The 22,082-nt window shown below is 69.8% G+C and carries 25 protein-coding genes; 8 read left to right on the forward strand and 17 right to left on the reverse strand.

Annotated features, from left to right (window positions below; genetic code table 11):
• Positions 1–67: 67 nt before the first annotated feature.
• Positions 68–217, forward strand: coding sequence for a hypothetical protein (locus JIN95_RS11475; RefSeq protein WP_198951492.1), 150 nt, complete (start codon positions 68–70; stop codon positions 215–217).
• Between the two features lie 49 nt (positions 218–266).
• Here the strand turns inward: JIN95_RS11475 and JIN95_RS11480 are convergent, their stop codons facing one another.
• Complete coding sequence (locus tag JIN95_RS11480; protein ID WP_200531535.1) at positions 267–722, reverse strand: DUF5799 family protein; 456 nt, start codon at positions 720–722, stop codon at positions 267–269.
• A 171-nt stretch (positions 723–893) separates the two neighbouring features.
• Between JIN95_RS11480 and JIN95_RS11485 the strand changes: the two genes are divergently transcribed.
• Positions 894–1,304 carry a halocyanin domain-containing protein gene (locus JIN95_RS11485; protein WP_200531536.1) on the forward strand — a complete coding sequence of 137 codons (411 nt, stop codon included), beginning with the start codon at positions 894–896 and terminating at the stop codon, positions 1,302–1,304.
• A 33-nt stretch (positions 1,305–1,337) separates the two neighbouring features.
• Here JIN95_RS11485 and JIN95_RS11490 read toward each other — a convergent pair whose 3' ends face one another.
• The gene (locus JIN95_RS11490) at positions 1,338–2,420 is read right to left on the reverse strand and encodes an enolase C-terminal domain-like protein (protein WP_200531537.1); all 1,083 of its coding nucleotides are present in this window, start codon (positions 2,418–2,420) and stop codon (positions 1,338–1,340) included.
• 3 nt (positions 2,421–2,423) lie between these two features.
• Positions 2,424–3,353, reverse strand: a complete 930-nt coding sequence (locus tag JIN95_RS11495; protein WP_200531538.1) for a 1,4-dihydroxy-2-naphthoate polyprenyltransferase — start codon at positions 3,351–3,353, stop codon at positions 2,424–2,426.
• A 136-nt stretch (positions 3,354–3,489) separates the two neighbouring features.
• On the opposite strand from JIN95_RS11495, the gene JIN95_RS11500 reads away from it, so the two are divergent.
• Positions 3,490–4,032 carry a carboxymuconolactone decarboxylase family protein gene (locus JIN95_RS11500; RefSeq protein WP_200531539.1) on the forward strand — a complete coding sequence of 181 codons (543 nt, stop codon included), beginning with the start codon at positions 3,490–3,492 and terminating at the stop codon, positions 4,030–4,032.
• A 78-nt stretch (positions 4,033–4,110) separates the two neighbouring features.
• Complete coding sequence (locus JIN95_RS11505) at positions 4,111–4,389, forward strand: hypothetical protein (protein WP_095636036.1); 279 nt, start codon at positions 4,111–4,113, stop codon at positions 4,387–4,389.
• 37 nt (positions 4,390–4,426) lie between these two features.
• On the opposite strand, the gene JIN95_RS11510 is transcribed toward JIN95_RS11505, so the two are convergent.
• From JIN95_RS11510 to JIN95_RS11520, 3 genes are all read right to left on the reverse strand, one after another.
• Positions 4,427–5,581, reverse strand: a complete 1,155-nt coding sequence (locus tag JIN95_RS11510; protein WP_095636035.1) for a DUF63 family protein — start codon at positions 5,579–5,581, stop codon at positions 4,427–4,429.
• A 73-nt stretch (positions 5,582–5,654) separates the two neighbouring features.
• Positions 5,655–6,104: an Lrp/AsnC family transcriptional regulator gene (locus JIN95_RS11515; RefSeq protein ID WP_095636034.1), complete on the reverse strand. Its 450-nt coding sequence runs from the start codon at positions 6,102–6,104 to the stop codon at positions 5,655–5,657.
• A 57-nt stretch (positions 6,105–6,161) separates the two neighbouring features.
• Positions 6,162–6,965 carry a 4-phosphopantoate--beta-alanine ligase gene (locus JIN95_RS11520; protein ID WP_095636033.1) on the reverse strand — a complete coding sequence of 268 codons (804 nt, stop codon included), beginning with the start codon at positions 6,963–6,965 and terminating at the stop codon, positions 6,162–6,164.
• A gap of 113 nt (positions 6,966–7,078) precedes the next feature.
• Between JIN95_RS11520 and JIN95_RS11525 the strand changes: the two genes are divergently transcribed.
• Entirely contained in the window at positions 7,079–7,315 is a 237-nt protein-coding gene (locus tag JIN95_RS11525; protein ID WP_095636032.1) for a hypothetical protein, read from the forward strand.
• Between the two features lie 150 nt (positions 7,316–7,465).
• Here JIN95_RS11525 and JIN95_RS11530 read toward each other — a convergent pair whose 3' ends face one another.
• Positions 7,466–9,166: a methylmalonyl-CoA mutase family protein gene (locus JIN95_RS11530; RefSeq protein WP_200531540.1), complete on the reverse strand. Its 1,701-nt coding sequence runs from the start codon at positions 9,164–9,166 to the stop codon at positions 7,466–7,468.
• Positions 9,167–9,341: 175 nt separating this feature from the next.
• Between JIN95_RS11530 and JIN95_RS11535 the strand changes: the two genes are divergently transcribed.
• Positions 9,342–9,698, forward strand: a complete 357-nt coding sequence (locus JIN95_RS11535; protein ID WP_095636030.1) for a hypothetical protein — start codon at positions 9,342–9,344, stop codon at positions 9,696–9,698.
• A 60-nt stretch (positions 9,699–9,758) separates the two neighbouring features.
• Here the strand turns inward: JIN95_RS11535 and JIN95_RS11540 are convergent, their stop codons facing one another.
• The 10 genes from JIN95_RS11540 to JIN95_RS11585 form a co-directional block, all read right to left on the reverse strand.
• Entirely contained in the window at positions 9,759–11,453 is a 1,695-nt protein-coding gene (locus JIN95_RS11540) for a potassium transporter TrkG (RefSeq protein WP_200531541.1), read from the reverse strand.
• A 1-nt stretch (position 11,454) separates the two neighbouring features.
• Positions 11,455–12,138, reverse strand: a complete 684-nt coding sequence (locus JIN95_RS11545) for a TrkA family potassium uptake protein (RefSeq protein WP_200531542.1) — start codon at positions 12,136–12,138, stop codon at positions 11,455–11,457.
• 72 nt (positions 12,139–12,210) lie between these two features.
• Entirely contained in the window at positions 12,211–13,059 is an 849-nt protein-coding gene (locus JIN95_RS11550; RefSeq protein ID WP_200531543.1) for a universal stress protein, read from the reverse strand.
• A 52-nt stretch (positions 13,060–13,111) separates the two neighbouring features.
• Positions 13,112–13,552, reverse strand: coding sequence for a universal stress protein (locus JIN95_RS11555; protein WP_095636026.1), 441 nt, complete (start codon positions 13,550–13,552; stop codon positions 13,112–13,114).
• Between the two features lie 118 nt (positions 13,553–13,670).
• A complete protein-coding gene (locus tag JIN95_RS11560; RefSeq protein ID WP_200531544.1) occupies positions 13,671–15,239 on the reverse strand; it encodes a TrkH family potassium uptake protein in 1,569 nt (522 codons plus the stop codon).
• A 73-nt stretch (positions 15,240–15,312) separates the two neighbouring features.
• The gene (locus JIN95_RS11565; protein WP_200531545.1) at positions 15,313–16,815 is read right to left on the reverse strand and encodes a TrkH family potassium uptake protein; all 1,503 of its coding nucleotides are present in this window, start codon (positions 16,813–16,815) and stop codon (positions 15,313–15,315) included.
• A gap of 7 nt (positions 16,816–16,822) precedes the next feature.
• Positions 16,823–18,160, reverse strand: coding sequence for a Trk system potassium transporter TrkA (gene trkA / locus JIN95_RS11570; RefSeq protein WP_200531546.1), 1,338 nt, complete (start codon positions 18,158–18,160; stop codon positions 16,823–16,825).
• Positions 18,161–18,265: 105 nt separating this feature from the next.
• Positions 18,266–19,159 carry a mechanosensitive ion channel family protein gene (locus JIN95_RS11575; protein WP_200531547.1) on the reverse strand — a complete coding sequence of 298 codons (894 nt, stop codon included), beginning with the start codon at positions 19,157–19,159 and terminating at the stop codon, positions 18,266–18,268.
• Positions 19,159–19,404: a YhbY family RNA-binding protein gene (locus JIN95_RS11580; protein ID WP_095636021.1), complete on the reverse strand. Its 246-nt coding sequence runs from the start codon at positions 19,402–19,404 to the stop codon at positions 19,159–19,161. The genes JIN95_RS11575 and JIN95_RS11580 overlap by 1 nt, the downstream gene beginning before the upstream one ends.
• 78 nt (positions 19,405–19,482) lie before the next feature.
• On the reverse strand, positions 19,483–20,010 hold the full coding sequence (locus JIN95_RS11585; protein WP_095636020.1) for an SHOCT domain-containing protein: 528 nt from the start codon (positions 20,008–20,010) through the stop codon (positions 19,483–19,485).
• A 184-nt stretch (positions 20,011–20,194) separates the two neighbouring features.
• On the opposite strand from JIN95_RS11585, the gene JIN95_RS11590 reads away from it, so the two are divergent.
• Both JIN95_RS11590 and JIN95_RS11595 read left to right on the forward strand, forming a co-directional pair.
• Positions 20,195–21,286, forward strand: a complete 1,092-nt coding sequence (locus JIN95_RS11590) for a metal ABC transporter substrate-binding protein (RefSeq protein WP_200531548.1) — start codon at positions 20,195–20,197, stop codon at positions 21,284–21,286.
• Positions 21,283–22,065: a metal ABC transporter ATP-binding protein gene (locus JIN95_RS11595; RefSeq protein WP_200531549.1), complete on the forward strand. Its 783-nt coding sequence runs from the start codon at positions 21,283–21,285 to the stop codon at positions 22,063–22,065. The genes JIN95_RS11590 and JIN95_RS11595 overlap by 4 nt, the downstream gene beginning before the upstream one ends.
• The last annotated feature ends 17 nt before the right edge of the window (positions 22,066–22,082 follow it).

A 22,082-nucleotide genomic window follows, 5' to 3' on the forward strand; every position in this document is an offset into this window, starting at 1 on the left:
CCGTTATCGCGTCGTACTTAAAAAACGACAGCGGGCTTTTATTTCCCCCGCCGACGAACCCCCTTCTATGCCCCAGATACACCTCGACGAGGAGACGGTCGAGCGGCTGGACGCGCTCCGGCTCGACGACGAGGAGTACGACGAGATCGTCAGCGAACTCATCAACATCTACGAGGCCGAGGAGCTGACGCTGTTCCGCGGGAGCGACGTCGAGTGAGGCGTCGGATCGGCGTCGAGCGCCGCACCCGTCGCCCCGCAGACCCGCCTCACTCCTGATACGCGACCCGCACCTGTTCCCACTTGGCGACCTCCTCTAAGTGCGCCTGCAGCTCGTCGGCGTACTCCTGGACGAGCCGCTCGGCCGCGTCGAGCTCCTCGTCCGAGGGACCGTCGTTTCCGCCGCCGAGGCCGAGCGCGCCCTTGATCGAGTCGACGAGCCCGCCGCCGGATCCCCCCTTCCCGCCGTCGCCGCCGGGAGCGCCCCCCATCGCCGCGACCTGCGACCGGACGTTCTCGAGCTCCGGCATGATCGCGGGAAGGTTGGAGGTGTCGGCGACGATCCGCGCCTCTTCGGGGTCGCCGGCGTCCTCGATCTCGAACTCGGTCGCGGTCATGATCAGCCCCCACTCCTGGCTGGAGAACCGCGAGGCCGACACTCGGTCGTTGAACTGGTTGTCGACGGTCATGCGCTCGCCGACGATCGCGTCGGTCCATTCGCTCATACGCCCACCTTCGGCGGTGGCGGTAAAAGCACCTTCCCTCGTACGTCGGTCCGGTTGGACGACGGTCCGCCCGCCGACGGTCCACCCGCACGACGGCCGGTCCGGCTCTGTACCCGTTCCCCCCGCCGCCGTTCGCGAGGGGATTTATACCGCCCGCCGCCTCGATCCGGTATGATCGACCGAACGCGCCGCGAGGCGCTCGCAGGGGTGGGGACCGTCGCCGCCGCGGCGCTCGCGGGCTGTGCCGACGCCGTCGTCCCCGGCGGCGACGAGGAGGGAGAGCCGGACCCGATCGACCGGACGGGCGAGGAGCGAGTGACCGTCGCCGTCGGCGCCGACGCGGGGTTCGCCTTCGCGCCCGCGAACCTCGTCGTCGACGCCGGAACGACGGTCCGTTGGGAGTGGACGGGCGCGGGCGGCGCGCACAACGTCGTCGACAAGGGCGGCGCCTTCGAGTCCGAACTCACCGGCGAGGAGGGCCACGCCTTCAAGCACGCGTTCGCGGAGTCCGGGGCCTTCGAGTACGTCTGCACGCCGCATCAGACGCGCGGGATGGAGGGTCGGATCGAGGTCGTCGAGTGAGCCGGGTGGACCCCGTACCCCGCCGCTCCTGAGCTACGGCAGGTCCCCGAACGCGTCGCCGGCCAGGCCGGGACCGTCAGGCACCGTCACGCTCCCCGCCGAGACCGGACAGGGGTCCGGAGCGAGGTCGGCGTCGAGCAGCGACCCGGTCGCGAGACCGCAGGGCGCGATCTCGGGGACTGCGGCGGCGACGTGGACCGCCGCGGTGCGCGCGACGACGGCGTCGATCGTGGTGGTGATCACCGGCTCGACGCCGGCCTCCCGCGCTCGCCGCGCCGCCGCCAGCGCCCGGTCCGGGCCCCCCAGCGCCATCGGCTTCAGGACGACGGCGTCGGCCGCGCCGGCGTCGAGGGCCGCGTCGAGCCCGCGGCTCGCGAGCGACTCGTCGAGGGCGATCGGCACCTCGGTCTGCCGTTCTCGGAGCGCGGCCGCCCCGTCGAGGTCGTCGGCCGGGAGGGGCTGTTCGAGGTACGCCAGATTGAGCGGCGCCAGTCGCTCGACCGCCGACCGGGCAGTCTCCCGGTCCCACGCGCCGTTGGCGTCGGCCCGCAGCGCGACCCCGCCGCCGACCGCCCGGCGGACCGCCCAGAGGCGCTCGATGTCGTCGTCGAGGTCGCGCGCGCCTACCTTCACCTTCAGGCAGTCGAACCCCCGCTCGACCGCGCGCTCGGCCGCGTCGACGGCGGCTTCCGGGTCGCCGTCACCGATCGTCGCGTTGACCGGAACCGTCTCGGCGGGCGCCGGGAGCCCCTCGGCCCGGGCGAGCCGTTCGGCGAGCGCGTCTCCGGCGTCTCGGGCGGTCGCGTCCGCGAGCGCGAGCGCGAGGCCGTGGCGCGCGGCGGGCGTGTCGACGGGATCGAGCCGGTCGAGCGCGTCCGGCGCGATCGGCTCGCCGTCGTCGCCTCCGCCGTCGACCCCGCGAAGCGCCGCCTCGCAGGCCGCCCGAGACTCGGTCCAGCCGGGGAGCGGCGTGGCCTCGCCGAGGCCGCGGGCGGGGACCGATCCGGCGTCGGAGTCGGGGCCGACGGCGACGAGGAACCCCTCGCGCCGCTCGATGGGGCCCCGGGCGGTTTCGAGGGGGCTCGTCAGTCCGAGCGAGAAGGGGCTGAGCCGCACGGGTCACACCGCGAGGCCGACGGCGAACGCGACCGCGTACGCCGCGAGCAGCTTCCCGGTCGATTCGAGCGCCGGGTTGAGGGCGTCGCCGGCGGTCTCAGTCAATACGGTGCGCGTCACGCCGGCCGCGAGCGGGAGCGTCACGAGCGGGAGGAGCACGGCCGGCCCGTCCCCCCGGGCGAAAAACCAGAGGGGGGTGAGGTACGCGAGCGCGAGTAGCGCGAGGAACTGGATCCGCGAGAACCGGTAGCCGAACCGGACCGCGAGGGTGCGTTTCCCCGTCTGCGCGTCCTCCTCTAAGTCGCGGACGTTGTTGACGACGAGGATGTTCGTCGACAGCGCCGCGATCGGGAGGCTCGCGATGACGGCCGAGAGGGTCACCGTCCCCGCCGGAATCCACAGGGGGAACGCCCCGCCCGCGAGCGCGACGGCCTGCACGTAGTAGGTGCCCGTGACGGCGATCACGCCGAAGAAGACGAAGACGAACAGGTCGCCGAGCCCGTGGTAGCCGAGCGGGTAGGGGCCTCCGGTGTACGCGATCCCGGCCGCGACCGAGGCGAGTCCGATCACGAGGATCGGGACGCCGCCCACGTACACGAGGGAGGTCCCAACGAGGATCGCGGCCGCGAAGGTGAGCCACATCGCTCGCTTCACCTCTCCCGGCTCGATGAGCCCGCTGGCGACGACGCGGGTGAACCCCTCGCGGTCGTCGGTGTCCGCGCCCTGGATCGCGTCGTAGTAGTCGTTCGCGAAGTTGGTGCCGACCTGGATCAGCGCCGCGCCGACGAGCGCCGCGAGCGCCGGAAGCGGGGCGAACACCCCGTTTCGAACCGCGAGGCCGACGCCGACGATCACCGGCGCCGCCGCCGCGGGGAGCGTCTGCGGGCGCGCCGCGATCAGCCACGCCCGTCGTCGCGACACGTCGGTACTCATTGTCGCCGGTAGGGACGTGCCGTCCCTTAAGCTTGCCATCTGCGCGACGCCACGCCGCGGCGGACCCGTCCCGGCCGGTCGCGGCGAACGCTACCGAGTCACACAAACCTATGGCCGCGGGCGGAGACTCTCGACCATGGCCCGCGTTCCCTACGTCGAGGCGTCGGACGTGCCGGACGAGTACGAGGAGCTACTGGAGTCGTCGCTGCAGGGCAAGCCACTGCACGTCTACCAGTCGATCGGCAACAACCCCGCAGTGCTCGCGGGGCTGCGCTCGTTCCTCGGCTCGCTGTGGACCGACAGCGGGCTCTCGGACCGCGAGCGGGAGCTGGTGATCCTCGCGGTCGCCCGCGAGACGACGAACCGCTACGAGTGGCACCAGCACGTCAACATCGCCCGCGGGGTCGGAATCGACGACGAGGTCATCGCCGCGCTCGGGGCCGACGACCGCGGTCCCCTCGACGGCGACGAGACGGCCCTCGTCGAGTACGCGCTCGCGGTCGTCCGCGGCGATGTCGACGCGGTCGTCCACGACGAGGCCGCCGCGCGGTACGACGACGAGACGCTCGTCGGGATCGCCGCGGCCGCGAGCGGGTACGAGGCGCTCGGCGGGATCATCGACGCGTTCGACCTCGAACTGGAGCCGGGGACCGAGTTCCACGGGTGGGACCCCCGGTAGGGAGGCGAAGTCGACCGGCCGGTCGACGGCGCTCCCGCCGACCGACAGATTCGACAGGGGCCGGCGCATAGCGTGCGTATGAGCGACACGGCGGGAGGCGAGGGGAACGCGATCGACGCGCGCTACGAGGAGACCGACGGCGAGCGACGCCTGACGTTTTCGGTCGACGGCCGGGAGGCGACGGTCGCCCAGAACGTCGACGGCTACGCGATGTTGAAGGTCCGCCCGGGACCGACCGGCGACGAGCTAGAGCGGTACTACGGCTTCGACATGGCGCTCGACCACGCCGCGGAGCTGCTCGGCGTCGCCGTCGGCGACCTCCCGGTTCCCGAGGCCGCGGCCGACATGGGGATGTGACAGCCGCGCGGACCTGAGCCGCGAGTCGTCCGGCCCGTCAGATCCCGAAGGTCGCGCGCAGCATGTCTCGGGTCCCCGGACCGAGCCCGACCGCGAGCACCGTGATGAGCAACAGCAGCGTGTAGCGCGGCGACTCGTCGAACATCTCGCCGTTGAACACCCAGACGACGAACGTCGCCGCGGCGAGCTTCACCAGCAGGAACGGCCACGCGTCCCCCGTGACCGAGACGATCGACCCCGGGAGCAGCCGCGCCGTCCAGTCGACGATCAGCGCGTTGACGACGTGCTTCGGGACGAGGTTCGCCGTCCCCGTCAGCGCCGGCATCCAGTTGAGCCCGATGACGTTGGCGACCCCGTCGATCGCGTGGCCCCAGATGATGACGATCCCCGCGGCGCCGGTCCCCTGTCGGACCTCGGGGACGGACGCGGTCGCGAGCTTCCACGTGACCGCGGTCGCCGCGGTCGCGATACCCAGCGTCAGGGCGAGGACGATCGGGTAGAACTGCACGTAGTCGGTCGCCGCCGAGAGGTACGAGAGGTAGCCGAACGCGACGGCGAGCGCGACGGCGCCCATCGCGAACAGGGGACGGGCGTAGTCGTCGGTCACGCCTCGGTCCGCGAGCGCGTACGCCGCGAGGACGCAGGCGAGCGTCACGCCGAAGACGGTGAAGTAGATGAACGGGCTGATAAGCAGCGCGCTCGCCGGGAAGGGGATCAGCGGTTCCACGCCGGCCCGCATCGCGGCGATCCCCGCGTCCTCGACGGTGCGGAGGGCGCCGCCGAGCAGCATGAACGGGAACAGCGCGTAGAAGAACCGCAGCTCGGTGCCGATCTCCAGCCGGCGGAGGAGGAAGACCACGCCGATCAGCATCGCCAGCAGGATCACGACGTAGCTCACGGTCGAGACCGTGGTGTACCCCGGCTCGGCGACGACCTCGCCGGCCTCGAGGGCCGCCGAACACGCCGACGAGCTCCCGAGCAGCTCGGTCCCGCTCGCGTCGCGGACGGCGCACTGCGCGCCCTGTCCGTCGGCCGCGACCGGCCCCCAGAAGTACCGCCACAGGAACCGGTCGTACACGATCCGCGGGAAGACGACGGACCCGACCGCGAGAAGCGCCGTGACCGCGCCGACGACCGCCGCCCACGCGCGCTCCGGCGACAGTCCGAACCGCCCTTCGACCCGTGTGCTCATGGTCTCCGTTGGGAGGGTCCCCGAATTGAGGGTTCCGGTCCCGCGCCGTCGCGCCGCGCTCGGTCCGGGGCGGTCACACCGGGGGCCCGTCGGCCTCGTAGTCGGTGCCGAGGATGATCATCGTCTGCGACCGGGAGAACCCCTCCATCTCCGCGACGCTCTCGAACATCAGCTCGCGGAGGCTGTCCGTGTCCGCCGCGACGACCTTGAGGATCACGTCCCACTCGCCCGTGGTCAGGTGGATCTCGCAGACGCCGTCGATCTCTCGGAGCCGCTCTAAGGCGTCCTCCTCGCGCCCCTGCTCGACCCGGAGGCCGACGAATGCGCTGACCCCGTAGCCGACCGCCTTGGGGTCGACCGACGCGTGATACCCCTCGATGACGCCGGCCTCCTCCATACGGTTCACCCGGTCGTGGACGGTCGCGCTGGACATGTCGATGCGGCGCGCGACCTCGGAGAAGGGGGTTCTGGCGTCCTCTTGGAGGATCCGGAGGATCGCGCGGTCCGTCTCGTCGAGTTCCATGTGCGCTATACGCTGCCAGCCAACTTTGCACTTCCGCCGCCGACACCCCGGAATCCGTCAGCGAGCAGACGTGTCTCCGGGGATCCCGTCGTCCGGGACCGAATCGTCGGGCAGCTCGAAGGAGCCCTCCCGGATGGCGGCCTCCGCCTCGGCGAGCGCCTCGGCGGCGTCGAACGAGTCGATCGCTTCGCGACGCGCCGCGGCGGACGCGTCGGCGAGGTCGCGCGCGTGGGCCGTGACGTTCGGCACGGCTCGGATCAGGTTGTCGATGATCGGGATGTCGGCGGTGCGCGGCGACCGGCTGCCGGGGTTCAGGTCGATCACGACCTCCGTCTTCCCCATCGCGTCGAGCGCCTCGGCGCGGTCGCCGTCCTCTAGCGGGACGACGACCACGTCGGCCGCCTCGATCCCGTCGGCGTCGACGGTCCCGCGGGCGTGGTCCAACCCGGGAATCTCGCCGTCGCCCGCGAACCCCTTCACCTCGTCGGCGCCGTGCTCGCGGAGGTGGTCGGCGATCCGGCGGACCCGCTCGTCGGTGTGGTTGAAGAGGTTCACCTCGACGTCGGCGTCGACCGCCTCGGCGAGCTCGACGGTCTCCCCGGGGGCGAGCGCCGCGACGTTGCCGTTCACCGAAAGCACCGGGCGGTCGGCGAGCAGGAGGGCGGCGGCGGCCGCGCGCGCGGCGCGGTCCGCGCTCGGGAGCGTCCGCTCGCCGAGGAGGTAGTCGAACGCCTCGCCGCGGCCCTGCGCGATGAGCCCCTGCTTCGAGGTGATCCCCTTCTCGACGCCCGCCTCGATCCGGTGGCGCGTCACGAGCGACGCGTAACGCGGGTGGTCCTCTGGGATCTCCGTCTCCGTCATGGCCGTACCTGGCGACGGTCGGGTTAAAACTCCCCGCTTGCGCGCGCCGCAGACAGCCGTGTTAGCAACCCACATAAATATTATATCATACCGACACGTATTGTCACGACGTGATGAATCGAACCGGGAAGTACACCGTCGTCAAACCGTGCAACGACCACGGGGCGGTCACGCTCCGTGAATATCCCCGAAACGAGACGCTGCACGTCGTCGAGTACGACGACCCGGACGTGGAGGCGGAGCTCTCGGACCTCGACAGCGGTTCGATCGTCGAGCTCGAGCTCCGATCGACCGGTCGCCGTGGTAACGCGTGGTGCGCGGAGTCGGCGCGGGCGGTCGACGGCGTCTGAGGCGGCCGTCTCGTCTCGCCCGGCGGGTTCGACCGCCCGAAACGGGGTCGGCGCGTCGGTCGGCGGTTGGCTCGGTTCGCCCGGGTCCCTCGGTTCGTCCGGGTTCTTCGGTTTCCTCGGTTTCCTCGGTTTCCGCTCCCGTCCTTCGGATCACGCGACCCCGATCCGCTCGCGGTAGGTGCCGTACTCCGCCTCGAACACCGCCATGATCTCGCCCATCGTGGCGTACTCCTTCACCGCCGCGACGATCGCCGGCATCACGTTCTCGTCGGCGTCGACCGCGTCGCGGAGGTCGTCGAGGGCCGCCTCGACCGCGTCGTCGTCGCGCTCCGCCTTCACCGACTCCAGCCGGTCGAGCTGGCGCTCCCGGGTGGTCTCGTCGACGCGGAGCAGGTCGGGCTCCGTCTCCTTGTCGATCTGGTAGGCGTTGACGCCGACGACGGTCTCCTCGCCGTCGTCGACGCGCTCCTGGTACTCGTAGGAGGCCTCCTGGATCTCGCGGTGGAAGTACCCCTCCTCGATCCCGCGGAGCACCCCGTCGCGGACCGAGCCGTCGCCCATGTCCCGGATCTCCTCGATGTACGCCACGGCCTCTTCCTCGACCTCGTCCGTGAGCGCCTCCACCGCGAACGAGCCGCCGAGGGGGTCGACGATGTCGGCCGCGCCCGACTCCTCGGCGATGATCTGCTGGGTCCGGAGCGCGACCCGCACCGCCTGCTCGGAGGGGAGCGCCAGCGCCTCGTCGAAGGAGTTAGTGTGGAGGCTCTGGGTGCCGCCGAGCACGCCCGCAAGCGCCTGGATCGTGACGCGGACGACGTTGTTGAGGGGTTGCTGGGCCGTCAGCGACTGGCCCGCGGTCTGGGTGTGGAACTTGAGTTGCTTGGAGGCGTCGGCCTCGGCGTCGTACCACTCGTCCATGATCCGGGCGTAGATCCGGCGGGCGGCGCGGAACTTCGCCACCTCCTCGAAGATGGAGTTGTGCGAGTTGAAGAAGAAGGAGAGCTGCGGGGCGAACGCGTCGACGTCGAGCCCCCGGTCGAGGCAGTCCTCGACGTACGCGAACCCGTCGGCGAGGGTAAAGGCGAGCTCCTGGACCGCGGTCGAGCCGGCCTCGCGGATGTGGTAGCCCGACACCGAGATCGGTTTGAACTTCGGCGTCTCGTCGACCGCGAACTCGATCGTGTCCGTCACGAGATCGAGGGAGGGCTCCGGCGGGATCACCCACTCCTTCTGCGCGATGAACTCCTTGAGCATGTCGTTCTGCAGGGTCCCCCGGAGCTCCTCGCGCGGGACGCCCTGCTGGTCCGCGATGGCGACGTACATCGCGTAGATCACGGGCGCGCTCGGGTTGATCGTGAACGAGGTCGACACCTCGCCCACGTCGATGCCGTCGAACAGCACCTCCATGTCCCGGAGGGTGTCGACGGCGACGCCCTCCTTGCCGACCTCGCCGAGCGACATCGGGTCGTCGGAGTCGAGCCCCATCAGCGAGGGCATATCGAAGGCGGTCGAGAGCCCGGTCTGGCCCTCGTCGATCAGGTAGTGGAACCGCTCGTTCGTCTCCTCGGCGGTGCCGAACCCCGCGAACTGCCGCATCGTCCACGTCCGCCCGCGGTGCATCGTCGGGTAGACGCCGCGCGTGTACGGCTCCTCGCCCGGGAACCCCAGATCCTCCTCGTAGTCGACGTCGGCCACGTCGGCGGGCGTATATAAGCGGTCGACCTCGCGGTTCGACACCGTCGCGAACCGCTCGTTCCGCTCGCCGTGCCGGTCGAGGGTCGGGTCGAGCGTCTCCGCCTCCCACGACTCCTTGGCCTCGCGGATCGCGGCGAGGTCGTCGTCGTCGTACATGGCTCCGAGTACCCGTCGGTGCTGTATAAATATTCATTATATTTTGGAGGATCCGCCCGATTCCTCGTCGACTCCCGGCGTCTCACCGACATCGATCGGTTCCGATCCGCCTCGCCTCCGACGGCGCTCCGCGGCCCGCGGAGTTATTAATTGCCTCCGGAGCGAACGCGGACTCATGACCGACACCTCACGGAGCCGCGATCCGCCGGAGGCGCTCCCCGACGGCGTCGCCGCCGAGTTAGAGGACCTGTCGCCGGACGAGCTGCGGAACGCGATCGTCTTCGCCCGGGAACTGCTCCAGTCGCATGAGGCGACGGAGTTCCCGATCGACCCCGAGCCCAGCGACGACGTTCTCCGCGTCGTCGAACACGAGGGGTACACCGAGGTCGTGAAACAGCACCACTGCGAGGAGGGCTGCGACGACTGTCCGCACGGACCGTATCTCTACCACGTCACCGAGGAGACCCTCCCCGACGCGACCCGCGAGACGCACTGGTCGTTCATCGGCCGGGTGAACGTCGACGACGACTGAGCGCGGCGACCGGCCGCGCCGCCTCCGGGTCTTAGGCCGAGACCCGTCGTTACGGTGAGTTCACGGGTTCAGCCCGTATATCGCCGCTCGGGCGAACACGAGCACCGGGATGATCTCCAACCGCCCGATCCACATGTTGAGGACGAACATTCCCTCGGCCAGCGGCGGCATCGACGGGCCGGTGATCCCGGTCGAGAGCCCGACGTTCCCCTGCGCGCTCGCGACCTCGAACAGCGCGTCGGCGTAGCCGAACCCCGGTCCGGCGAGGTTGACGAGGACGACGCTACTGATTCCCAGCGCGACGATCCACAGCAGGGTGACGATCGCGGCCTCCCCGAACTCGCGTTCCATCGCCGTCCGGTCCAGAGTGCGGTCTCCGAGCCGCGCGGTGACGACCGCGTTCTTCGGGAGGAACACGCGAGAGAACTGCCACGCGATCCCGCGTGCGACCGTATACGCGCGGATTATCTTGATCCCGCCGACCGTCGACCCGGCGGCGCCACCGACCACCATCGCCCCCACGAGCATGACCTTGCCGCCCGCGACCCAGCGCCCGATCGGCGCCGACTGGAACCCGGTGCAGGTCAGCGCGCTGATCCACTGGAACGTCGAGTCCCGGACCGCGTCGAGCTGGGCCGCGTCGAGGAGCGACGCCGACAGCGGGAGGAACGGCTCGGTCGAGAACGCGTCGGTCGTCGCAGGGACCGACGCCGCGTTCTGGATCGACAACACCGCGACGCCGACGGCGAGTAGCGCGAACAGCCACCGGGTCTGGAGGTCGGCCACCAGTTCCCGGACCCGCCGGTCGCGGAGCACGACGTAGTGGATCGGGAAGGCGATCGCGCCGAGGACCATGATCGGGAGCAGCGCGGTCTCGACCAGCGGCGAGTTGTACGTCGCGATCGAGTTGTCCGTGACGGAGAACCCCCCCGTCGTCAGCCCCGTCATGGCGTGGTTGAGCGCCTGCCACGCGGTCTCGCCGACCGACAGCGACGCGGCGTACTCGCTCTCGCTGCCGCGGATCGCGGCGAACAACAGGCCGAACGCCAACAGCGTGTGCGCCACGACGAGCTTCCAGACCGTCCGCACCGTCGAGACGACGCTCGGGTGGATCTTCTGTTCGCGGGCCTCGCTCCGGTACAGCGCGTAGCTCCCGCTGCCGGGGCGAGAGAGGATCGAGACGGTCAACACGATGACGCCGACGCCGCCGACCCACTGGATGAACGAGCGCCACCACTGGACCGCCCGCGGGAGCGACGGCTCGTGAATCGCCATCGTCAGGCCGCTCCCCGTCCAGCCGCTCATGCTCTCGAAGACGGCGTGCAAGGGGTTCCGGAAGTACGCCAGGCTGGACAGCGTCGTCGTGCCGCCGACCTCGATCGCCTCCCACGACCCCGCGTCCGCCGCCGCCGGGACGAACGCGTCCATCGCGGCCGGCGGGGTCAGCCACGCGGTCAGGAACAGCGGGATCGCCCCGAACACGGCGACCATGAGCCAGCCGCCCGCCGCGATGACCATCCCGTGTTTCATCTTCGGCTCCGGCGCGTCGGCGAACCGCCGGGTGGCGACGCCGCCGACCGCGGCGGTAATGCCGCCCGCGAGGAAGAACGCCGCCGCGGCGTGAAACTCCCGGAAGCCGAGCGCGACGAGGGTCGTGATCGTCATCAGCCCGGCCTCCATCAGCAGCAGCGACCCGACGTCGCGCGCGATGACCCCCAGATCCGAGGGAATCCGACCGGCGTTTCGATCGGACATCTCAGTCGGCGTCCTCGGCGTGACCGAACACGTCCGTCACGTCGGGGACCGCGCCGATACCGGAGTAGACCGTGAGGAGGTCGCCCGGTTCGATGCGCGTGTTCCCCCGCGGCGTGATCGGCTCGCCTTCCCCGTTGCGCTCGATCGCGACGATCAGGGTCTGCCCCCCGAGGAGGTCCGCCTCGTCCGCCTCGCGCAGGGTCATGTTCGCGATCGGAGCGTCGGAACCCACGGTGATCTCGAACACCTCCGCCTCCTCGCCGATGTGCATGAAGTCGACGATCGACGGCCGGCTCACCGCCCGGTAGAGGTACTCCGCGATCAGGCTCTGGGGGTTCTGCATCGTGTTGACGCCGATCTGCTCGAACACGCTCATGTGCTCGGGGTTGTGGACGACCGAGACGACGTTCGGGATCGACAGCTCCTGTGCGAGCAGACAGACCATGATGTTCGCCGCGTCCTGGTCGGTCGTCGAGATGAGCGCGTCGGCGCGGTCGGCGCCCGCGTCCTGTAGGGTCTCCTTCGAGGTCGCGTCGTCGTTGATGACCAGACAGTCGTACTGCCGCGAGGCCCGCTCGGCCCGCTCCTCGTCGCGCTCGATGACGACGACCTCGTTGCCGCCCGCGGTCGCGAGCTCGACGAGCGGCGTGCCGATGTCGCCCGCGCCGACGACGATCAGATACATTTGTCGGCCATTCAAAATCGACCACCGAAAGCCTACCGCTGTGTCCCTCGGCGCGGGAGAGCGACCTCTCCGTCAGCGCCCGCCGAACAGGCGTTCGCGGAGCGACCGCGAGGACGGCCGCTCCGAGAGCAGCACCGGCGTGTCGAGGCGCTCTATCGTGGAGAACGCGAGCGACCCCCGGACGATCCGAGACAGGAGCCCGCGCTCGGTCGCGCCGACGATCACGAGGTCGTACTCCGATCCGAGCCGGCCGATCGTCCGCTCGACGTCGCCGGTCTCGATCCGGAGCGTCGCGTCGCCCAGCCCGTGACCCTCGGCCCAGCCAGAGAGGAACTCCCGGCCGGCCTCCGCTTCTCCCGCGTCGGCGACGTACAGCAGCGACACGTCGGCGCCGGCCGTGTCCCGGAGGGCTTTCGCGACCTCCGCGGAGAGGTCGGAGGACGGGCCGCCGGCGGTCGGCACGAGCACGTCCGAGAGGTCCAGCCGCTGGCCGTCCAAGACGAGGAAGTCGCACGGGAGGTCGTGGGTGAGCTCGTCGAGCGAGCCCTCGACGCGCCCGCCGGCGAACCGGGTCCCGCCGTAGCCCATCACGACGGTGTCGGCGTCGTTCGTTCGCGCGGCGTCGAACACCTCCTCGATCCCGCGGTGCGAGAGGATCGTCTTCGTCTCGATCGGCACGTCGAACGCCTCCGCGTCGGACGCGGCGGCGGCGAGCAGCTCCTCGGAGGAGGCGTCGAGCTTCTCCCGGTCCTCGGCCGCCCTCTCAAGCGAGGTCTGGTCGGGGACGGTGACGACGTGGATCGCGAGCACGCGTCCGCCCTTCTGCTGCGCGATCGCGCCGGCGAGCGTGATAAGCGCGCCCTCGGTCCGCGGGTTCGAGAGCGCGACGAGAACCGTCGGTCCGGCGTCGGTCTCGGTCATTCCCCGCCTCGTCAGCGCTCGGGCGGCAGAGACTCGCCCGGTCGCCGGTCGCTCATTCGTCCGCCTCCGCGCGGGGGAGGGCCACGACCGGGACGGTCGCGTTCGTCACGAGCTTCGCCGACAGGTCGCCGGAGAGGAACTGCATGAGCCGGTTCCCGCCGCGGGACCGATAGGCGATCGCGCTGGCGTCGACCTCCTCGGCGGCGTCGAGGATTGCGCCAACCACGTCTCGGGCATACGCGGTGTGTTCGTCGGCGTCGGGAAACACCCGCCGAACCGCGGCGTACGACTCCGTCGCCAGCTCCTCGGACTGCTCGACGGGCGTCTTGTCCGGGACGCCGCCGCCCTTCTCGACCACGTGGAGCGCGGTCACGCGCTCCGGGCCGTAGGGTTCGAGCGCCATCGCCGTCTCCAGGGCGTCCTCCTCGTGAGCGACCGGGAGGAGCACGTGGCCGAGCAGGTCCTGACCGTCGGTCTCGTCGATGCTCGTCATACCGATCAGTATCCCCCCGACCGGTTAAGAATATGCGCTCTACCAGTTCAGTGGCGTGGCGGGTTCGAGAAGCGTCCTCGGCCACTCACGGCCGCCGAATCGGGCTCCGGAACCGCAGTTACCGAGTGTCGATCGCCGAGATGAATACCGCGAGCACCGGGACGATCTCCAGCCGCCCGACCCACATCAGGAAGATCATCAGCAGTTTCGACGCGTTCGAGAAGAACTCGTAGTTCCCGAACGGGCCGAGCCGGCCGAACCCGGGTCCGATGTTCCCGATCGTCGCCAGCGAGGCGCTGATCGCTTCGAGCACCGTCAGCTGCTCGCCGATCCGGGCCGTGTCGAGGGAGATGAACACCGCCGACAGCGCGAACAACACGACGTACAGGAGCGTGAAGGCCATGATCCCCCGGATCGCGTCCTCGTCGACGACGCTCCCGCTGAGTCGGATCGGTTGGACGACGTCCGGGTGCGCCGAGGTGAACAGCTCCCGGCGGATCGCCTTCCCCACGATGAGCCACCTGACGATCTTGACGCCACCGCCCGTCGACCCGGCGGAGCCCCCGATGAACATCGCGAACAAGAGGATCACCTGCGCGTGCGTGTCCCACTGCGCGAAGTCGGCGGTCGCGTACCCGGTCGAGTTCAACAGCGAGCCGATCTGGAACGCGGCCTGCCGGAGCGAGTTCTCGGCGACGCCCTGCGTCGCCCCGCCGAGTTCGATCGCGGGCGCCGCACCGCGGAACAGGACCACCGCGAGGAGGGCCGTCACGACCGCCAGCGCGCCGGCGTAGGCGCGGAACTCGGCGTTCTTAAGCATGACCTCCACCTCGCCGCGTAACACGTGCCAGAACAGCGCGAAGTTGACGCCGGCGACCACCATGAAGGGGATCACGACCCACTGAACCGCCGCGGAGAACGCGGCAATGCTGTCGGCCTCGGGCGAGAACCCGCCCGTCGGAAGGGTTGTGAAGCCGTGCGCGACGGCGTTGAACAGGTCCATGTTCGGCGCCATTCCGACGAGGTGGAGCCCGTAGAGGATCGCGATGTAGAGAACGGTGAACCCGAAGTAGATCAGCCAGAGCGCCCGGGCCGTCTCGGCGATCTTGGGCGTGAGCTTCTGGAGCTCCGGACCGGGCGCCTCCGACTCCATCAGCTGTGCGCCGTTGACGGCGACCTCCGGGAGGATGGCGATCATCAGGACGATGATCCCCATCCCGCCGAGCCACTGGGTGAGCTGCCGCCACATCATCAGGGCGTGGGAGTGACGGTCCGTGCTGATCTCGCCGAGGACCGTGGCGCCCGTGGTGGTGAACCCGCTCATGGACTCGAACAGCGCGTTGACGATCCCGCCGGCGAGCGCGCCGAACGACCCGGTGTGCAGTCCGACCGTCGACGCCGTTCCGTACCCGGCGAGCAGGTACGGGACGGTGCCGATCACCGCGGCGGCGAGCCAGGCGAGCGAGACGAACAACAGCGCCTCTCTGGGGCCGAGGTCCGGATCCGGATCGACCCGCTCGACCGCGAACCCGACCGCGGCGACGAGCGCCATCGAGACGAGGAACACCCAGATATCTTCGCCGTACGCCAGCGCCACGAGGAGCGGCACCAGCATCGTGACGGCGAGGTACTTGATCCCGACCCCGAGAAGCCCCACGCTCGCCTTCCAGTTCACGCCCCACGACATAGTTGTTCGATCGGTATGGGAGTCGCCCGTTCGCTGTATTAAACTGTCGAAGGGGTGGCGGACGCGGTCGCCGTCACGACGTCCAGAACGCCCTCGTGAACAGCACGAGCACCGGGATGATCTCGATCCGCCCGATCCACATCAGGACGACCATCACGGCCCGGGTGCTCATCGAGAAGCTCGCAAAGGTGCCGTAGGGGCCGGCGTCGCCGAAGGCCGGGCCGATGTTGAGGAACGTGGTCGCCGCCGCCCCCAGCGCCTCGAACTCGGTGACCTGGAGGTCGGCGCGCTCGGCGTCGACGACGATGACCACGGCGAGCAGGAAGAAGATGACGATGCTCAACAGGAGGTACGCGTAGATGTCCCGGATCGCCGCCTCGTCGACAGTTTTCCCTGAGATACGGACCGGGCGCACCGCCTCGGGATGGATCGCGGTGAAGAGGTTCCGCCGGAACGACTTCAGCGCGACCAGCCACCGCAGCGACTTGATCGAGCAGGTGGTCGACCCGACCATCCCGCCGATGAACATCCCCATGAACAGCATGTGCTTCGCCGCGGGCGCCCACAGCACGTAGTCGGTGCTGGCGTACCCGGTCGTCGTCACGATCGACGCGACGTTGAACACGGCGTGGCGGATCGTCCCCTCAGCGCCGAACGTGGTGGCGGGGTCGAGGAACAGGCCGAGCGCGACGATCGACGCGAGCGTCCCCATCGCACCGAGGTAGAAGTGAAACTCCTCGTTCTTCAACAGGCGCATCGGCTCGCCGTTGATGGCGAAGTAGATGAGGACGAAGCTGGTCGAGCCGATCACCATGAAGGGGACGACCGCCCACTGGATGAGCGGGTGGAACGCGCCGACGGAGAGCGGCTCCGGCGAGAAGCCGGCCGTCGCGACCGACGTAAACGCGTGGGCGACCGCGTTGTACAGGTCCATCTGCGGGTCGACGGCGAGCCCGAGCCCGAAGTACACGACGACCGCGAGCGCCGTGAGTCCGACGTAGATCCCCCAGATGAGCTGGGCCGTCCGCGAGATCTTCGGCGTGAGCTTGTTGACGTCCTGGGTCTGTGACTCCGTCTCCATGAGCTGTGCGCCGCCGACCCCGAGCTCGGAGAGCACCGCGGTCGCCAGGATTAAGATTCCGAGCCCGCCGAGCCACTGGATCACCTGCCGCCACATCAACACCGATCGGGAGTGGACTGAGAAGTCGACGAGCACGGTCGCCCCGGTCGTGGTCAGCCCGCTCATCGACTCGAACATCGCGTTGACGGGGTGCGCGACCGTTCCGACCCCGGCGACGACGAACGGGATCGCGCCGACCGCGGCGACGAGGAACCAGATCATCGCGACCGCGAGGAACGCCTCGCGGGGGCCGAGGTTCGCCGTCGGGTCCCGGACCGACCGGAACGCCGCGCCGAGGGCGAGCGAGACCGCGATCGCCGCGAGGAACGGCAGCGGCGACTCGCCGTAGTACACGGCGACGAGCAGCGGAAAGGCCAGAGGGACGGAGAGCGCCGCGAGGACGTCTCCGGTGAGCCCCACGCTCGCGCGCCAGCCGACTCGGATCGCAGTGGTCACGGACTGCTCACGCCATGGAGGTGATCTTGCCGATGGCGTCCGACTCCGCGAGCAGGATGACGTGGTCGCCGGCTTGGAGCACGGTGTCCCCGCGAGGGGTGACCAGCCTGTGGTTGCGGGTGATCGCCCCGATGACGAACCGCGCGTCGCTTTCGGCGACGATCTCCGAGATCGGGCGGCCGGTGAGCCCGCAGCCCTCGGTGAGTTCGAGCTCGAGGACCTCGGCCTGGTCGTTCTCCAGGACGGCGATGTTCTCGGCGACGCTCTCGTAGGTGAACCGCGTGATCTCCTCGGCGGTGACGGTGCGCGGGTTGATCGCGATGTCGATCCCGATCTCCTCGAAGACGGTGACGTAGTCCGGGCTGTCGACCACCGCGATCACCCGATCGACGCCGAGCCGCTTTGCGAGCACCGAGACGAGCAGGTTCTTCTCGTCGGAGCTGAGCGCGGTGACGAGGATGTCGGCGTCGTCGACGTGTTCGCGGGAGAGGAACTCGGTGTCGGTCGCGTCGTGTTCCATCACGACCGTCTTCGGGAGGTTCTCCGCGAGCCACCGCGCGCGGTCGGCGTCGCGCTCTATCAGGCGCGGCTTGAAGTCGCGCTCCTCCAGCAGTCGGGCGGTCTGGTAGCCGATCTCACTGCCCCCGACGACGACGATCTCGTCGGCGCGGTCGGGGGTCGTCTCCGGCGCCACGTCGGTCGCGAACGACTGGACGCTCTCCGGGCTCCCGATCACGACCGCGCGGTCCCCGACCGCGATCCCGGTGTCGCCGCGGGGGATCGTCATCTCCCCGTCGCGGAACAGGCCGACGAACGTGAGCGACTCGAAGCGGTCGGCCTCCGAGACGGTCTGTCCGGCGACGGGGCTCCCCTCGGCGATCTCGAACTCGGCCATCTGGACGAGCCCGCTCGCGAACGGGTCGACGTCGATGGCGGCGGGGAGCCCGATGACCCGGACGATGTTCTCCGCGGTCAGGAGATCAGTACACACCATGAAGTCGACGCCGAAGGCGCCCTCGTTGCCCTCCCACGTGCGGAGGAAGTCCGTGCTCTTCACGCGGGCGATCGTGAACCCCTCGCCGAGCGTCTTCGCGGTCCCGCAGGCGACGAGGTTCGTCTGGTCGTTGTCGGTGCAGGCGATGACCATGTCCGCCCGTCCGACGTCGGCAGCCGTCTGGATCTCCGAGGTGGTCCCGTCGCCGGCGATCGTGAGCACGTCGAGCTCGTACTTGAGCTGTTCCGCGCGGTCCGGGTCGACGTCGACGACGACGACCTCGTGGTCCGACGCGAGGCTCGCAGCGATGCTGGTCCCGACCTCGCCGGCCCCGATGATGACCACGTGCATGGGCCCAACCAGAGACCGGACCCTGAAGTTCGTTACTATCGCTAGCGAGGATCCGGACGCGCCGCAGGCGCGCCCGGCGGTCCCGGCGGACTCGGGTGGGCCCGTCTACGCGTCGCCGCCGAACGACGCCGGCTCTTCCCACGCGTCCCGTCCCGAGACGGTGCGCTGCGGGAACGGGATCGTGATGTCCTCCTCGTCGAACCGCTGTTTGACCGCCTTCACGTAGTCCGCGCGCGCCTTCACGAAGTCGGCCCGCGAGGGGTCGTCGATCCAGATCCGCGACTGCAGCCCCACGTACGAGTCGGCGAGCTCGGTCAGCCGCACCGAGGGCTCGGGGTCGTCCAAGATCGCGTCGCTCTGCTCGGCCTCCTCGACGATGATCTCGGTCGCCCGCTCCACGTCGTCCTCGTAGTCGATCCCGAAGACGAACTTCAGGCGGAGCGTCTTCTTCGCGACCGGGTTCTTCACCACGTCGCTCGTCAGGGCGTGGTTCGGCACCGTGAGCAGCTCGTTGTCGAACGTGCGCACGCGGGTGACCCGGAGGGAGATGTCCTCCACGATCCCGGAGTTCCCTTTCCACTCGATCCAGTCGCCGATGCGGAACGGCTTGTCCGTGTAGATGAACACGCCCGCGACGAAGTTCTTGATCACGTCTTGGAGCGCGAAGCCGATCGCCAGCGTCGCCGCGGCGGCGATCGTCGCCAGCGACCGCAGGAACCCCTGATACCCCGCGGCGCCGAACGCGACCGTGACCCCCGCGAACAGCACGACGAACGCGACGATCTTCTGGAGCGGGCGCCGGGCGTGCTCGTCGAGCCCCTGCCTGTCGAACACCCGCCCGGCGAGCGGCGCGATGACCGCCTTATGAAGCACGTACGCCGCGACGACGACGACCAGGAAGATCGCGGCGTCGACGACGATCCCGGTCAGCGGGCCGAGGAGCGGCTCCAGCGTGCCCGCGACCGCGACGGTCCCGAGCGCCCCCGCGGGAGCGCCCATCAGTGCAGCACCGCCGTGTTCCCGCGCGTCTCGATCAGCTCGGCGTCGACCGCCTCGGCCAGTTCCGCGGCGAGCTCGTCGGTCGTGGTCCCGCCCCGCGCGGCGCGGAGGAACTTCACCTTCACGAGCTTGGCGTCGTCGAGCTGGTCGGCCGTCTCGTCGACGACCGCGTCGACGCCCTTCTTCCCGACCCAGACGGTGACGTCGAGGTCGTGCGCTTCCTTGCGAAGCTCTTGGTCGCTCATACACGGTGGAGTCGGCCGCGCGCATTGAAGCTTGAGGTTCGGGCCCGGACAGCGCGAATCGCGTGCCTCGCGGAGGGCCTACAGATCCCGTTCCCGTTCGGCGTCGCGGTCGACGACCCGGTTGGTGTCCCCGCCGGCGTCACTCGCCTCGCGCTCCGCGCGAGCTCGATCCGCGTACTCGGCGGCGTCTTCCGGCGTCTCCGTCTCTAACAGCCGGTCGAGCTTCCGCTCGAACTGCTCGTCGGTGAGGTCGCCCTCGGCGTACCGGGCCCGGAGTCGGTCGAGCGCGTCGGCTGTGTCTCCGGGCTCCCGGTCGCCGCTGCGGTCCCCGATCGGGCTCCGTCCCCCCTCTCGTCCGCGCTCGCGCCCAGTCTCCCGGTTCGTCTCCCACTCCGTCGACGGGTCGTCGTCGACCCACTCCGACTCCTCCTCTTCGTCGAATAGCATCGAGACCACCGGGACGATCACGATGTAGCCGAACAGCATGAATCCGAGCCACCAGTCGAACCCGAGCAGCAGCGCGGCGAGCCACGTCCCCGTCACCACCGTCGAGGCGATGCCGCTCGCGTTCCGTCTGAACCGCTCGCGCGTGGAGGTGTCCGCCATCGACGTATCCGTCCTCGCCGGGGGACAAAGTCGTGTCGGCGATCGGAGAGAGAGCCGGGCGGCGGTCAAGGCGACGGAGCGGCCGGAAAACGCCTCCTGACCGAACGACCGCGCGAAAATTAGATTAGTCTAATCTTTTTCTTTGACCAGAAGTATATTATACATGCCTTCTCTAAAACACGGTATGCACACGAACGCGAACAGTTCGTCGAACGTCTCTCGACGCCGGTTCACCGCGATCGGCGCCGGCGCGCTCGCCGGCGGACTCGCCGGCTGCACGGGGAACGCGGCCGACGGGGGGTCGGCCGGCGGCGGGTACGGGAGCGATGGCGACGGTGGCGGAGGCGGTGACAGCACCGGCGACGCCGAGTACACCGTCGTCGCCTCGTTTTTCACGTTCTACGACTTCGCCGACTCGCTCGCGGCGGGGACGGAGATCGCGGTCGAGAACCTTGTCCCGACCGGGCTCCACGGCCACGGCTGGGAGCCGGACCCGTCGATCCAGCGCCGGATCACCGACGCCGACGCCTTAGTCCACGTCGGGCCCGACTTCCAGCCGTGGGTCGACCGCGCGATCGACGCGCTCGCGGCCGAGTCGGCGGAGACGACCCTCATAAACAGCCGAGCCGGCGTCGAGTTGATCCCGCTGGCCGACTCGCTCGACGAGGAGGAGGAGGCCGTCGAGAACGCGAAGGACCCCCACTTCTGGCTCGACCCCCGACGCGCGAAGACGGCCGTCGCGAACATCGCGGACGGCCTCGCGGCGGTCTCGCCCGACGACGAACCGACGATCCGGGAGAACGCGGCCGACATCGATGCGGAGCTCGATCGCCTCGACGAGGAGTGGCAGGCTGCCTTCGACGCCGCCGAGCGCGACGTGGCGTTCCTGGCCGCGCACAACGCCTTCGGCTACCTGGCGGAGCGGTACGACGCGACGATCGAGCCCCTCGTCGTGAACCTCGCGGCGAACGACGACGTGCGGCCCGCGGACATGCAGCGCGCGCAGGACGCGATCGCCGAGCACGGCATCGAGCACATTGGCGCCGCCGTCTTCGAGCCGATCCACCCGGCGCGCCAACTATTGGAACAGACCGACGTGACGGGCTACTTCCCCGTGACGCCGTACGCGGGGACCGCGGAGTCGTGGGTCGAGCGGGGGTGGGGGTACTTCGACATCGCCCGCGAGGTGAACCTCCCGACGTTCCGGGTCCTGCTCGGCGTCGACGACCCCGAGGAGGTAACGTTCGCCGATTACGGGCGCAACTTCGAGCCATGAGCCGGGAATCGGCGCCGACCGACGCCGGCGACGACGCGCCCCTCGTCGAGGCCCGCGACCTGACGTTCGGCTACGCCGCGGCACCGGTCGTCGAGGACGTGGACCTCCGGGTCGAGCGCGGCGAGTACGTCGGGATCGTGGGCCCGAACGGCTCCGGGAAGAGCACGCTGCTCCGGCTCCTCTTAGGGCTCCACGAGCCCGACTCGGGTTCGGCGGAGTTGCTCGGTCGCCCCGCCCGGGCGTTCGCGGAGCGCGAGCGCGTCGGCTACGTGGCACAGGACGTGACGGAAGACGAGAAGCGGATGCCGATCACGGTGAGCGAGGTCGTCCTGATGGGCCGGTTCCCGCACGCCGGGTTCGGTCGGGTGACGGCCGCGGACCGCGACCGCGCCTGCGAGGCGCTCCGGACGGTCGGGATCGAACACCTCGCGGACCGCAAGATCACCGCGCTCTCCGGCGGGCAGCGCCAGCGGACGTACATCGCTCGGGCGCTCGCCGGGGAGGCCGAGCTGCTCGTCTTAGACGAGCCGACGGTCGGGGTCGACGCCGAGTCCGTCGAGGCGTTCTTCGAGCTCCTCGACGGGCTCGTCGCGGACGGGATGACCGTCCTGCTGGTCGAACACGACATCGGCGCCGTCATCGAACACGCCTCGCGGGTGGTCTGTCTCAACCGCGAGGTGTACTTCGACGGCGACCCGGTCGAGTTCGCCGACAGCGACGCGCTCGACCGCGCGTACGGGACGAACGTGCGCCGCGAGGAGGGAGGGATCGTCACGTGACGACGGCTGCTCTTTCC

The organism is Halorubrum sp. LN27, from assembly GCF_016635065.1.
GTDB lineage: Archaea > Halobacteriota > Halobacteria > Halobacteriales > Haloferacaceae > Halorubrum > Halorubrum salipaludis.